At 57.6% G+C, this 13,456-nt stretch carries 12 protein-coding genes; 8 read left to right on the top strand and 4 right to left on the bottom strand.

Annotated features, from left to right (window positions below):
• Positions 1-3: 3 nt before the first annotated feature.
• The 4 genes from AC2FIC_RS04735 to AC2FIC_RS04720 form a co-directional block, all read right to left on the bottom strand.
• The gene (locus AC2FIC_RS04735) at positions 4-543 is read right to left on the bottom strand and encodes a TRAP transporter small permease subunit (RefSeq protein ID WP_496870037.1); all 540 of its coding nucleotides are present in this window, start codon (positions 541-543) and stop codon (positions 4-6) included.
• Between the two features lie 65 nt (positions 544-608).
• Positions 609-1,673 carry a TRAP transporter substrate-binding protein DctP gene (dctP, locus tag AC2FIC_RS04730; RefSeq protein ID WP_496690002.1) on the bottom strand — a complete coding sequence of 355 codons (1,065 nt, stop codon included), beginning with the start codon at positions 1,671-1,673 and terminating at the stop codon, positions 609-611.
• 198 nt (positions 1,674-1,871) lie between these two features.
• Positions 1,872-3,410: an aldehyde dehydrogenase (NADP(+)) gene (locus AC2FIC_RS04725; protein ID WP_496870036.1), complete on the bottom strand. Its 1,539-nt coding sequence runs from the start codon at positions 3,408-3,410 to the stop codon at positions 1,872-1,874.
• A 9-nt stretch (positions 3,411-3,419) separates the two neighbouring features.
• Positions 3,420-4,382 carry a dihydrodipicolinate synthase family protein gene (locus tag AC2FIC_RS04720; RefSeq protein ID WP_496692998.1) on the bottom strand — a complete coding sequence of 321 codons (963 nt, stop codon included), beginning with the start codon at positions 4,380-4,382 and terminating at the stop codon, positions 3,420-3,422.
• 258 nt (positions 4,383-4,640) lie between these two features.
• Here AC2FIC_RS04720 and AC2FIC_RS04715 point away from each other — a divergent pair, with 258 nt between their 5' ends.
• The 8 genes from AC2FIC_RS04715 to AC2FIC_RS04680 all read left to right on the top strand — a co-directional run bounded on the left by AC2FIC_RS04715 (position 4,641) and on the right by AC2FIC_RS04680 (position 13,455).
• The gene (locus AC2FIC_RS04715; RefSeq protein WP_496692997.1) at positions 4,641-5,342 is read left to right on the top strand and encodes a GntR family transcriptional regulator; all 702 of its coding nucleotides are present in this window, start codon (positions 4,641-4,643) and stop codon (positions 5,340-5,342) included.
• 158 nt (positions 5,343-5,500) lie between these two features.
• Positions 5,501-6,106, top strand: a complete 606-nt coding sequence (locus tag AC2FIC_RS04710; RefSeq protein ID WP_496692996.1) for a helix-turn-helix domain-containing protein — start codon at positions 5,501-5,503, stop codon at positions 6,104-6,106.
• Between the two features lie 133 nt (positions 6,107-6,239).
• The gene (locus tag AC2FIC_RS04705; RefSeq protein ID WP_496692995.1) at positions 6,240-7,823 is read left to right on the top strand and encodes an ABC transporter substrate-binding protein; all 1,584 of its coding nucleotides are present in this window, start codon (positions 6,240-6,242) and stop codon (positions 7,821-7,823) included.
• A 57-nt stretch (positions 7,824-7,880) separates the two neighbouring features.
• On the top strand, positions 7,881-8,822 hold the full coding sequence (locus tag AC2FIC_RS04700; RefSeq protein WP_142637818.1) for an ABC transporter permease: 942 nt from the start codon (positions 7,881-7,883) through the stop codon (positions 8,820-8,822).
• Positions 8,819-9,676, top strand: coding sequence for an ABC transporter permease (locus AC2FIC_RS04695; protein WP_281973161.1), 858 nt, complete (start codon positions 8,819-8,821; stop codon positions 9,674-9,676). Before AC2FIC_RS04700 ends, AC2FIC_RS04695 begins: the two co-directional genes overlap by 4 nt.
• Positions 9,677-9,678: 2 nt before the next feature.
• Positions 9,679-10,671, top strand: coding sequence for an ABC transporter ATP-binding protein (locus tag AC2FIC_RS04690; protein ID WP_496692994.1), 993 nt, complete (start codon positions 9,679-9,681; stop codon positions 10,669-10,671).
• Positions 10,668-11,663: an ABC transporter ATP-binding protein gene (locus AC2FIC_RS04685; RefSeq protein ID WP_496692993.1), complete on the top strand. Its 996-nt coding sequence runs from the start codon at positions 10,668-10,670 to the stop codon at positions 11,661-11,663. The genes AC2FIC_RS04690 and AC2FIC_RS04685 overlap by 4 nt, the downstream gene beginning before the upstream one ends.
• Entirely contained in the window at positions 11,656-13,455 is a 1,800-nt protein-coding gene (locus AC2FIC_RS04680; protein ID WP_496692992.1) for an aminopeptidase P family protein, read from the top strand. The genes AC2FIC_RS04685 and AC2FIC_RS04680 overlap by 8 nt, the downstream gene beginning before the upstream one ends.
• Position 13,456 lies beyond the last annotated feature (1 nt).

The raw sequence follows: 13,456 nt of genomic DNA, 5'->3' as shown, positions 1-13,456 counted from the left end.
GTGTCATTGGTTTTCTTCCATGCCGTCCAGTTCGCCCGGTGCCTCACCAGGTTTCTTGCGCCCCGAAAGCAACTTGATCGCCTCAGCCAGGAATTGCAGCGCCAAGGCCGCCAGACCAACGGCGATGACCGTGTAAAACGGCCAGACAACCGGCGCCCAGGGGCTGACGCTTTCGACCTCTCCGGTGATCAGTGCTTTCCAGGCCTTTTTGCTTGCAACCCAGGCAAAGATGGTCGTGATCGGTGTCATGACCAACAGAAAGACAGCACCGTTCAACAGCTGCTGCGCCCGCATCGGCATACGCTGAGACAGAAAGTCGATCCTGACATGCACGTCACAGCGCAGGGCATAAGCCGCCCCAAGCAGAAAAACCGAACCGTTCAGCATGTACGAGATATCAAACGCCCAAAGCGTCGGCGCACCAAACGCATAGCGAGCAACAACCTCGTACAGCATTGCCACGATCAGGGCAAAAATTACGCATCGACCCAGCAGGGCCAGCGCCCCGGCAATCGCGTCGATGACTCTGAGAATAGTGGTCATGTATGTCCCCGGAAACGGATGACCGGCACGAATATCCGGTCATCCAACCAATGTCAGGGCAGAGCCTATTCGGCGCTGTCGCGAACCAAATAACCCGAATTCTCGGCCCAGTTCGCTTGATAGGCGAGGTAGCTGTCCAGAACCTCTTGCATCCGGGCGCTTCCGTCTTCGGCTTTTTTGGCAGCCTGGCTACGGGCCCAATCGCGCCCGGCGGCGCGGATCTTTTCGGATTCCGCTGGTACCATGTTGATGATTTCAACTTTGGTGTCGCGGAAGGCAGCCATGGCTTGAATGTCCGCGTGACCGAAATGTGTGAAGCTTTCGTATGTTGTCAGCTTGGCCGCTGCGGTAACCTGAAGCTTGATATCCTCGGGCAGAGCATCCCAGGTTTCCTGTTTGACGAAGACTTCCCACAGAAAGGATGGCTGATGCACGCCGGGCATGATCATATAGGGCGCAACCTCGTGGAAACCTTCAGAGATATTGCCTCCTGGTGTCGACCATTCGACCGCGTCCACACCCTTACGCTGCAGCAAAGTGTAGATCTCATTTCCCGGGACAACCGTCGGAACGCCGCCAAAGCTTTCCTGTAGAACTGCGGCCCATGCGCCCGAGGTCCGGTATTTGACGCCCTTCAGATCGTTGGTTGTTTCGATCTTGACGTTCGAATGCGCCATCACTTCGGACGTACCGACCCCAACGACCAGCGTGTGCAGACCCATTTCTTCGCGGCGGAAATCCTGCAGCATCTGCTCACCGCCGCCTTCATAGATCCAGTGCAGGGTCGCCTCGCCGGACATGCCACCGGGGAAGCTGGCGAAAACGGCATTGGTCGGGTCCTGGTTTACCAGATAAGACGGCGTGGAATGACCAGCTTCGACGATGCCGTCCTGAACTACTTCATACGCCTTGAAGGCCGGGGCCAGAACGCCCGCGCCAAAAGGTTGGACATGCATGCGCCCCGCGGTCAGTGTGTCTACATTGGCCGCAAATCGTTCCATGAAGTTCTGGTAAAAGAATGAACCTTCACCAATCGCTGCGGTCATCTTCCATTCAATTTCTGCGGCGCTTGCGGGCATTGCAAGCGTGGCTGTTACCGCCAGGGCGGCAAAGTTCGAGAAGAGTTTCATCTTGTCCTCCTGTTATGGGCCAAAGCCCGATTTTGCACGTCGAATGACGCGGAATTTCCGGTGATCTGCTTCTATGGCAGAGTGTTGCGGATGATACGGAACAGCCGATCTGGGTGTCCCTGCCCGGCCCCGTTCACCGGAGCCAAAGCCTTTGATATGGCCGAGGCAATTTCTAGCCTCAGCCCTGTGGTTCACCGCTTATTGCGTCGAGCCTTCCAGATCTTCGGGGCTGAGTGCGGCGGGCATGTTCTGATATGCCACGGGTCGCAGCCAACGGCGGATGGCCATTGTGCCGACGCTTGTTGCGCCGAAATTCGTGCTGGCAGGATAAGGCCCCCCGTGGACCATGGACCCCACCACCTCGACCCCGGTTGGGAAGCCGTTGAACAGCAACCGCCCGGCCTTGCGCTCCAGAATCGGGAAGAGTTGCTGCGCCAGCGCAGTGTCGCTGTCATCCATCTGGATCGTGGCGGTAAGTTGCCCGTCCAGCTGGGCTGACAAGGCAACCATCTCTTGTTCCGAGTCCACGCGCACAATCAGCGATGCGGGCCCAAACACTTCTTCGCTGAGGCTGGGATCAGCCAGAAACGCTTCGGCATCGGTTTCGAATAGCGCCGGTTCAGCTGAACGGCCTGCCGTGGAACCTTGATGGATCGTGCGCACGGCAGGATGTTCGGCCAAATGCGATTGGCCGGATCGAAATGCCTCGGCAATCCCATCGGTCAGCATGGTCTGTGACGGCACTGTACTCAGGGCACTCGCAGCAGCATCGATAAATTGGTCAGCATCATCGCCTGTGATCATCACGGCAACGCCCGGATTGGTGCAAAACTGCCCTGCCCCCATGGTCATCGACCCCGCCCAGGCTTTGCCGATCTCTTCACCTCTGGCGGCCATAGCGTTTGGAAGAACAAACATCGGATTGACCGAGCCCAATTCACCAAAGAACGGGATCGGGTCTGGGCGGCTTGCGCAGAGGTCAAACAGCGCCCTGCCTCCGGCCAGCCCACCGGTAAAGCCCACGGCACGGATTGCCGGATGCTTTACCAATGCTTCTCCGATGCTGCGGTCCCCACCTTGCACCAATGAGAATACGCCGTCGGGCATACCGGTCGCCCTGGCCGCCGCGTGGATGGCATCAGCGACGATTTCGCCGGTGCCCGGATGGGCGGGGTGGCCTTTGACCACGACCGGGCAACCTGCGGCCAGTGCCGATGCGGTGTCACCTCCGGCAACCGAAAATGCCAAGGGGAAGTTCGAGGCGCCAAAAACAGCCACCGGGCCAACCGGGCGCTGCATCATCTTGATGTCAGGACGTGGGGCGGGTTGGCGATCCGGCATCGCCAGATCATGGCGGCGCTCTAGATACGCACCATCCTGGACGAATTCGGCAAACATGCGCAACTGACCAACCGTGCGTCCCCGCTCGCCTTGAAGACGCATCTCGGGCAGACCGGTTTCTGCACTGCCAATGCTGGTGATGGCCTCGGCACGGGCCTCGATCTCATCCGCGATAGCATTCAGGAATCTGGCTCGATCCCCTCGGCTGCGATTGGCGTAATCTCCAAAGGCAGCCTCGGCCAGGGTACAGGCCTGATCAACCAACTCAGGCGTTCCCGCAGCAAAGTTGCTCCCCTCACCCGAGACGGGGCTGGAGGCAAAGCTTTCATCAGCTCCAACCCACTGACCGCCAATCAAGTGCTGACCGCGAAAAACATATCCATTATTCAACGACATACCCAATCCTCACGCTGCATTTTGCGCCGAAGAACCGGCCTGACTGCTCCAGTTCTCGTACCAGGTACGGAACAGTCTGAACTGTTGTTCAACATAGCCGCGCTGGCTGTCAGTAAGGGCATCTGTTTCGTTGAAATGATGCGTGTATTCGGGATGACCCGTCATAACCATTAAGTGTTTGTAGTAGAGCACAAGATCGGTGCCTTCGTCGAAGGACGACAAAACGCCCAAAGCCGCCTCAAGCTCCAACGCCCGGGCACGCGCGTTGGCATTGCCCTTGGCCGCCGCCTGACACAAATCCACCAGATGCAGAATCTCATCGGGCAGCACATTCCCGATCCCAGTGATGGCGCCGGTTGCGCCACAATTCACGATCCCGTGGAACACCGCGGTATCCACGCCGACCATCAGGGAAACATTGTCATCACCGCTGGTGATGTTTTCGGAGGCATAGCGCAGATCTTCGGCGCCGCCGAATTCCTTGTAACCGATCAGGTTCGGGTGGTCCTTGCGCAGATCAAAGAACAGGTCCGCACGGGTGGTAAATCCGTAATAAGGGCTGTTGTAGATCACTGCGGGAAGATCCGGTGCCGCGGCCAGAATGCCTTTGAAGTGGTGCCGCTGCGCAGTCATGGACGCGCCGCGTGACAGTACACGGGGAATGACCATCAAGCCGCTGGCGCCCACTTTCTGCGCGTGTGCGGCATGCTGGATTGCCAGGGCCGAATTGATCGCGCCTGTTCCCACGATCACCGGGATACCAGCCCCGACCAACGCCTCGACGCCCTGCATACGCTGCGCATCGGTCAAAAGGGGCCAATCACCCATCGAGCCACAATAGACAACCGCGGACATGCCCGTCTCGATCAGCTCAAGACCTTTACGCACAAGCGCCTCAAAGTCAGGACTGCGATCCGCGCGACAGGGCGTCATCAGGGCCGGGATGCATCCGGAAAAGACATTCGGGTTCACGATTTGGGTCTCCGTATTTTTTTGCCGGGCCGGTGGATTGCCCCACCGGGTTAGGGATTCGTGTAATCTTGCCGTCAGTCTACTTTAAATATTTTATTTGTCGACAAATTTTCGACAAGAAGGAATAAGGCCCTAAAATACGTGAAAAACAACTGGTTTTTGGCTGGGATTAACACTCGACTTAGCACCGGTACGTGTGGCAAAATTGATGTGCGAACGCAGATGGACCGCGATCCAGCGGCTAGGGAATGCTCTGACATGGAAAAACGAAAGCCGGTCGAAGCCGGCCGCAAACGTGGATCAGGCGTTCAGTTCGTCTATGAAACCCTGCGGGACGAAATCATCGACCTCGCCCTTGCGCCCGGCAGCGCCATAGACGAGGCCAAGCTGAGCGAGCGGTTCTCGATGTCGCGCACCCCGATCCGCGAAGCCCTTGTCAGGCTGACATCGGAAGGGTTGGTGGCGACACTGCCGAACCGCGCGAGCATCGTGGCGCCCATAGACTTTTTGAATCTTCACACATTCTTTGATGCGATGACCCTGATGTATCGCGTTACAACCCGGCTGGCCGCCGAATACCGAACGGACCAGGATCTGAGCGACATTCGCATACGGCAACAGGAATTTTCGGATGCGGCTGCCAGAAATGACGTTCTGACCATGATCGCAAAAAACGCAGAGCTTCATAATGCAATCGCCAAAGCAGGGCGCAACCCATATTACGAAAGCCTGACGCGCAGATTGCTGAACGAAGGGCAACGGATCATGCGGCCCTATTATTCGTCCTTTGGGGATCGGTTACCGGATCGGTATTCCCTGGAACATGACGACATAATCGCAGCTATAGCGGCCCAGGACATCACCGAGGCCGACCGATTGGCGAGCGCCCATGCGGAACAAATCGTCCAGAACATCCGCGACATGATCTCGGCGGATCGGCGTCACTCAATCAAACTCTGATTCTGTTTCGCTAGATACTAAGCCGTTGGAAAAATTGAGGGGTTTGAAGGTTTACACCCGGATCTTCCCAAAAAAATTTACCTCTGCTAAAAAAATTTTGATATTTCCTCTGCGATCCGGTTGAATGCGCGGCAACCCACGATTCCGGGAGACAGGGAATGAACGCAGCAAACGCGAGCGACAAATCAAAGCCGAAGGGCACGCCGACCGAGCTGGGGCAGGCAATTCGCAGGCGGCGCAAGGCGATGGGCCTGACTTTGGACAAGGTCGCACAGACCTCTGATCTGACAACGGGCTTTCTGTCTCAGGTCGAGCGCGGCCTGAGCTCACCCTCGCTGACCTCGCTGATGGCGATTGCCGCGGCACTTCAAACCAGCATCGAAAAGCTGCTCAGCGTACCCGAGGTGTTCAGCGAATATGTGGCAAAGGACAACCGCCAGACATATTCCCTGGGTATGCGGGGCAGGTTTTATGAGAAGCTGGGCCCTGGTTTTACCGGTGCATTGTTCAACCCACAGATCGTTCATCGCCCCCCGGGGCACGTTTCCGAAAAGATGCGGCATGAGGGCGAGGCGTTTTGCTATCTGATCTCGGGACGGCTTGAATATCACCTTGGTGACAAGGTTTTCATTATGTCGCCAGGTGACGTCGTTCACCACGACACATCTACCCGTCATTTCTCAGTCGTATTGGGGGACGTAGAAGCCGTAGAGCTTTGGGTAACAACCTCTCCGATCAATGATTCCGGCTTTGTGGCAAGTTAAATTGACCAACCGAACAGAGGTCAGCCTAAATACATTTGGCCATTTTTCACCCATCACTAAAAAAAGCTTTAGTATTGTTAAGAATCGGATATGGTCGCCCCGAGCATGAATTCATTCTGCGGGAGGACTGATTATGAAATTGAAGACGGTTTTGGGACTAACCGTTGCCGCCACCCTGGCCATGCCTGCTTTGGCACAGGAAAGAGGCGGCACACTCAACTTTGCACGCTATGACGGGTCGCGCCTGATTGATCCGATCTATGCGGATCGCAACCCCGATATCTGGATGGTCGGCAGCCTGTTCGACACCCTGCTGCGCAGCAGTGCCGACGGTAATTCTGTCGAGCCCGGCCTTGCTGAGACCTATACGGTCTCTGACGATGGTAAAACGGTTTCGCTGACCCTGCGCGAGGGGATCAAATTCGCAAACGGTACGCCCATGTCAGGTGACGACGTAGTCTTTTCCCTCGACCGAGCGCGCAATCCCGACCTGAGCCCCTGGGCTGGCTTGCTGGGTTCGATCGACGCGGTTACCGCAGATGGAAACGCGATCACGGTTGCCCTTGGCAGCCCGGATCCAACCATCCTGTCCATGCTGGCCACATTCAACACGGCAATCGTGTCCAAAGCGGCCTTTGAGGCCGCAGAAGGTGCAACAGATCAGGAAAAATCCGCTGCGATATTTGCCGCCACAGCCGCCGGAGTAGGCTCTGGCCCCTTCTATCTGTGTGGCTTTGAACAAGGTGCATCGATGGATTTCTGCGCCAATGAAAACTATTGGCGCATGGGCGCAGACGGCAAAGCTCTGCCGTATCTGGATGCCGTACATTTTGAGATCATCCCGGATGACGCTACCCGCATCCTGAGTTTGCAGGCCGGAGAAGTTGATGCCGCAGAATTCATACCATTCAGCCGTGTGGCCGAGCTGGAGCAGGATTCCAACATCAACATGAACCTCTATCCGTCGACGCGGATCATCTATTCGCCAATCAATACGCGCGATAGCCGAGCCGATGGTTCTGCCAACCCACTGGCCGACGCCCGCGTCCGGCAGGCGCTGAACTATGGCACCAACAAAGAAGCGTTGATCGGGCTGGTACTGCATGGCGCGGGTCAACCGATGAGCTCGCCGTTGATGGCCAAGGCTACCCAATATGCCGCCGACATGACCCCGCTCTATGGCTATGACGTGGACAAGGCCAAGGCATTGTTGGCCGAGGCCGGGTTTGCCGATGGAACCGAAATCACCTTTACCACGCTGGCAGGTTCTGCGGACGATGCAACCATCTTTGCGGCGCTCCAGCAGATGTGGGCTCCTCTGGGCGTCGATCTTGTGGTCGAGCAAGTGGACGGCGCAACACGCGGCGCAAAGAACCGATCAGGTGAGTTTGACATTCACACCTATGGCTGGGTCAACGATGTAAATGATCCCAGCCAGGTGGTGGGCTGGCTGGGCCACACACCCACGGCCAAGGCGGTAGGAACCGGCTGGGAAAACGCCGAGTTTAACACCCTGTTCGACGAAGCCGCCGGTGAAATGGACGCCGAGGCGCGCAAAGCGAAATTCGCCCGAATGCAAGAGCTATATGCCGAGGCAGCCCCCCTGCTGTTCATGTATGAGACCCCCTTTGCCGTTGCAGTTGGCTCGGCTGTCGAAGGCTATGTCCAGACCCCTCTGGGCAACAATATCTTCGATCAAGCAACCGTCAGCCGCTAAGGTAAGACCCCTGGTCCCGCCGCTTTCAGGCGGCGGGACAAATTTGCGGAGCTCGCTTTGTCCAGCCTGTCCTATATCTTCAAACGACTCCTGATGATGATCCCGACCTTTTTCCTGGTCATGATTATTATTTTTCTTCTTGTTCGATTGCTACCGGGGGACCCTGCCATTGCGATGGCCGGTGATCGTGCCTCGGACGCCGACATCCAGGCCATCCGTGAACGGCTTGGGTTGACCGAACCTATGCTGGTGCAATTCTGGCTGTTCCTTACCAACACCGTGCAGGGCGATCTGGGTCGGTCCATCCTGATGCGCTCGGATGTGATCAATGTGATTTCTGACCGGCTTCCTATCACTGTCTTCCTGACTGTGTATTCGGTGGTTTTGTCGCTGCTGATTGCCGGTCCGCTGGCCTTTGTTGCTGCGCTCAACCGGGGCCGCTGGCCTGATGCGGTGATCCGCACCGTCTTTCAGATCGGGCTGTCGATGCCGGTGTTCTATATTGGCCTCGTTCTGTTGACCTTTCTGGCAGCACAGCTGCGCCTGTTTCCGGTCGGAGGATATGGCGACACCTTTACCGAGCGGCTCTATCACCTGTTCCTGCCTTCAGTGACCGTAGCGCTTTACACCTCGGCCATCATCATGCGGAACCTGCGCAGCGCGATTATCGAGGTTCTGGACGCCGAATATGTCCAGTTCGCGCGTGCCAAAGGCCTGCCGCCTCGTTTGGTTCTGGGTCGCCACGTCCTGCGCAATGCGCTGATTTCCACGGTAACCCTGCTGGGCCTGTCCATCGGCAATCTGATGAGCGGGACATTGGTCACCGAAACCGTATTCGCCGTGCCCGGAATGGGGCGCCTGATGCTCGAGGCTATCTTTGCCCGCGACTACCCCCTGATTCAGGGGCTGACCCTGACATTTGCTGTTCTGGTTTCCGTGGTTTTCCTGATGACCGACCTGTTTCAGAGTCGCCTTGACCCAAGGATGCGCCTGCAATGAGTGACGCGACCTTCAACAGCACCTCGCAGCGCCCCACCTTCATGCAGCGGGCCTTGCGCAAACCTGGGTTCGTGGCCGGGTGCATCATCATCGGGTTTTCGGTGCTGCTTGCCCTGTTTCCCGGCGTATTCGCGCCCTATGACCCAAGCGCAATCGACTATCTGGCCCTGCGCCAACCACCATCCTGGGCACATCCGTTCGGCACAGATCTGTTAGGGCGCGACAGCCTATCCCGCGTCATCTGGGCCTATCAGGTCAACATGCAGATGGCAATTTTCGGGACTGTATTCGCATTGGTCACTGGTATAACTGTTGGCGCGCTGGTCGGGTATTATCGCGGCATCGCGGACATGATCTTTGGCCGCATCGTTGACGCTGTAATCACCTTTCCTTTCCTGGTTCTTGTCATTGCCGTGGTTGCGGTTCTAGGGCCGGGCCTGATCAACATGTATATCGCGATTTCAGTTGTTTACTGGGTCTATTATGCGCGCCTGATGCGGGCCGAGGTAATCGCTCAAATGGGGAATGACTATGCCTCGGCCGGGGTGGTGATGGGATATTCCGACAGCCGCATCATCTTCCGCCACCTGCTGCCAAACGCGATAACACCGGTTATTGTCTATTGGATGACTGACATGGCGCTGGTGATCTTGCTGGGGTCATCCCTTGGCTATCTGGGGTTGGGGGCGCAACCACCGCAGGCCGAATGGGGCGTGCTGATCGCCGAAGGGCGCAACTTTATCTCGACCGCCTGGTGGCTGAGCCTGATGCCCGGCATCGCCATCGTTCTGACCGGCCTTGGCTTTTCGCTTTTGGGCGATGGGCTTGCCGATCTGCTGAGACCGCGGGGATAGCGATGCAGGACCAATCGAAACTTCTAGAAGTAACCGGGCTATGCACAACCTTTCACAAGAACGGTCGCGCGCTGCCTGCGCTGCGCGATGTCAGTTTCGGCGTGAACCGGGGTGAAGTTTTGGGGCTGGTCGGCGAAAGCGGGTCGGGCAAGAGCGTCACGTTGCGCTCGATCATGGGGCTGGCGCGCCGCTATGGCGACGTGACCGGCCAGGTGCGCTGGAATGGAAGTGATCTGATATCCATGTCAGACAGGGCTCTTCGTCGGTTTCAGGGTCGCGAAATCGCGATGATTTTTCAGGAACCGATGACTTCGCTGAACCCTCTGCTGACAGTCGGACTGCAACTGGAAGAGACCCTGCGTGCCCATACCGACCTGCCCCGCGCCGCGCGCTTGGATCGGGCAATCGAAATGCTGGACCTTGTCGGCATCCCCTCGGCAGCGCAACGCTTGAAGGACTATCCTCACCAATTTTCCGGCGGAATGCGCCAGCGGGTCATGATCGCAATAGCGCTTGCCGCAGAACCCAAACTGTTGCTGGCGGATGAGCCCACCACAGCTCTGGACGTGACCATTCAGGCCCAGATCCTCGATCTGATCCTGCGACTGGCGCAGGATATGGATATGGGGGTTGTGCTGGTCACCCATGATCTTGGCGTGGTTGCCCAGACTTGCGACAACGTGGCCGTTATGTATGCGGGACGGATCGTCGAACAAGGGCCGGTCCGCGATGTGCTGCGGTCACCGCATCACCCCTACACTGTCGGTCTGATGCGGTCTGTGCCCGAAAACATCGCTCCTCGCACGCCGCTATATTCTGTTCCCGGAGTGCCGCCCGCACTGGATGCCCTGCCTGCCGGATGCGCGTTTGCACCGCGCTGTGCCGCATGCATAGACGCCTGCGCGCAAGAGCGCCCAGCGATGACCCTGATCACCGAACATAGACAGGTCGCCTGTTTCAACCCGATAACCAAAACCCAAGGGAACGCCGCATGACCGCCCTGATGCAAATCCGTGACCTGCATCTGCGGTTCCCAATGGGCCGAAGCATCGGCGATGTCATTTCGCGGCGTCCTGGTCGCGAAGTACGGGCGCTGAATGGTGTCAGCCTAGATCTGACCCGCGGCGAAACTCTGGGCGTCGTCGGAGAGTCCGGGTGTGGAAAGTCCACACTAGCCCGGTGTATCGTGCGCCTTCATAAGCCCAGCGACGGTTCAATCCACTTTGAAGGTCAGGACATATTCGACGGCGAAATCAAAGCTGACCGCACCTATAACCGCCGGGTTCAGATGATGTTCCAGGACCCCTATTCATCGCTCAATCCCCGGATGACGACAGGGCAAATTCTGGCCGAAGCCCTGAGCGTTCACAACATGCGCCCAGAAGCAGAAATTCCCGACCGTGTGGCCGAGTTGCTTGATCTGGTCCGCCTTCCGAAGGACGCGCAAGACAAGCTGCCGCACGAATTCTCCGGAGGTCAGCGTCAGCGGATCGCCATTGCGCGCGCATTGGCGGTCGAACCCGAAGTTCTGATTGCGGACGAACTGGTCTCGGCACTAGATGTTTCGGTTCAGGCGCAGGTGGTAAACCTGTTGCTGGACCTGCAGCGGGAACTTGATCTGACAATCCTGTTTGTGGCCCATGACCTGCGGCTTGTCCGTCATGTTTCAAACCGGGTCGCGGTAATCTACCTTGGGCGGATCGTTGAAATCGGCGACAGCGAAACCTTGTTTTCCGCCCCCTCCCACCCTTACAGCCAAGCTCTGCTTTCAGCCGCGCCTTCGCTGAACCCCGACAACCGGGGCACCGTCAAGCGGCTTGAGGGAGAGCTGCCTTCACCGCTGAACATGCCCTCAGGGTGCCCATTCCATGTCCGGTGCCCTCACGCCAGCAACATATGCAAAGCCAAAGTGCCTGCCCTGCTGCCTTTTGAAAATCGTGGCGAGGTCGCCTGTCACCATGTTGAAGAGATAAATGCCGATGCTTGATGCCCCCGGAACCGACCGATCCGCGATTGTTTCGGCCTTGCGCGCAGAGCTTAAAGCACAAGGTCTGGATGCCTTTATCGTGCCCCGCTACGACGCACATCAGGGCGAATATGTTGCCCCTCATGATGAACGCCTCGCCTTTGTAACTGGCTTCAGCGGCTCGGCAGGCATGGCCATCGTCACACCCGAAACTGTCGCTTTATTTGTCGATGGCCGCTATGTGGTGCAGGCTGCAAACCAGTGTGCCGAGGCTGTTTTCTCGCACCATCATCTGTTTAACGAGCCGCCCGAATACTGGCTGGCCGCCGTTGCACAGAAAGGATGGAAAATCGGCTTTGACTCGATGCACCTACCGCCGGTCTGGTTTGACCGATTTGAGCACGGGCTGGAAGGCAGCGGTGCCGCGATGGTAGCGACGGCTTCAAATCCGGTCGATGCAATCTGGACCGACCAACCCGCTGCCCCCCAAGGACAGATCGAGCCATTTCCACTTCAGTTTTCGGGCCGGGCGGCGGGTGATAAGATCTCGGATCTGGCCACAGAGCTAACACGCCGAGAGGCCGACTTGCTGGTGGAAACTCAGCCCGACAACATCGCCTGGCTGCTTAATGTGCGTGGCTCAGACGTGGCTTTCAACCCTGTTCCCAACTCTTTCCTTCTGTTGCAAAGCTCGGGCCAAGTGCACTGGTTCGTGTCTGACCAAAAACTGGATGCCGATGTCACTGACCACATGCCGGAAAATGTTTCGGTTCAGGCGCCGGATGGTTTTCTGTCTACACTCAGTGATCTCACAGCGCCCGGCCAGGCTGTGATTTTCGACCCCGATTTTTCGCCGACGGCGGTCAAACAAGTGCTGGAGCGTACCGGAGCGAAGGGCGTGCCGGTCAACGGATTGTTAAGCAAAACCAAAGCCCGCAAGAATACAACGGAACTGGAAGGGTTGCGCGCTTGCCATATCCGGGACGGGATCGCCTGGACCGAATTCTGCGCCTGGCTGGCGGCTCAGGTACAGAAACAGGCTGAACCGGTGACCGAGCGCGAAGCAGAACAGCGGGTATTGGCCTTCCGCAGCGTTCAGGATGGGTTCATCCACGAAAGCTTCAACACAATCTCGGCCGCCGATGGCAATGCCGCGATGTGTCATTACGCTACCGAGGTCGACAATACCGTTCCGATCCAACCGCGGGGCACATACCTGCTGGATTCCGGGGGGCAGTACGACACCGGCACAACGGATGCCACGCGCAGCTTTTCGTTCGGGCCTCAGCGGCCTGATGGATATGACCGGGCCTATACCGCAGTGTTCAAGGCCTTTCACGCTCTGGCCACGCTGCGCTTTCCTGCAGGCACACAGGGCCATCACATTGATGCAATCTGTCGCCGCCCGCTGTGGGATCTGGGATTGGATTATGACCACGGAACGGGTCATGGAATTGGCCACCGGTTGTCTGTCCATGAACATCCGCAGCGCATTGGCAAACCTTACAACCCGGTCGACCTGATGCCTGGCATGGTTATGTCGATCGAGCCGGGATATTACGAGGCCGGCAGGTTCGGCATTCGCATCGAAAACCTGTTCGAAATTGTCGAGGCAGATGACGGATTTCTGGAGTTCTCGAACATGACCTGGATCCCGATCCAGACGGATATGTTGATGCCAGATATGCTGAATCAGTCAGAAATTGACTGGATCAATGACTATCATGCCAAGGTTCTCAGACAGGTCGGGCCGCATCTTTCGCCTCTGGCCCTTAGATGGGCCCAGACGGCCTGTGCAACGCTGACCAAATAAA

The sequence above is a fragment of the Ruegeria sp. CDSC079 genome (genome assembly GCF_059610505.1).
This window is presented reverse-complemented; position numbering and strand designations above follow the sequence as displayed.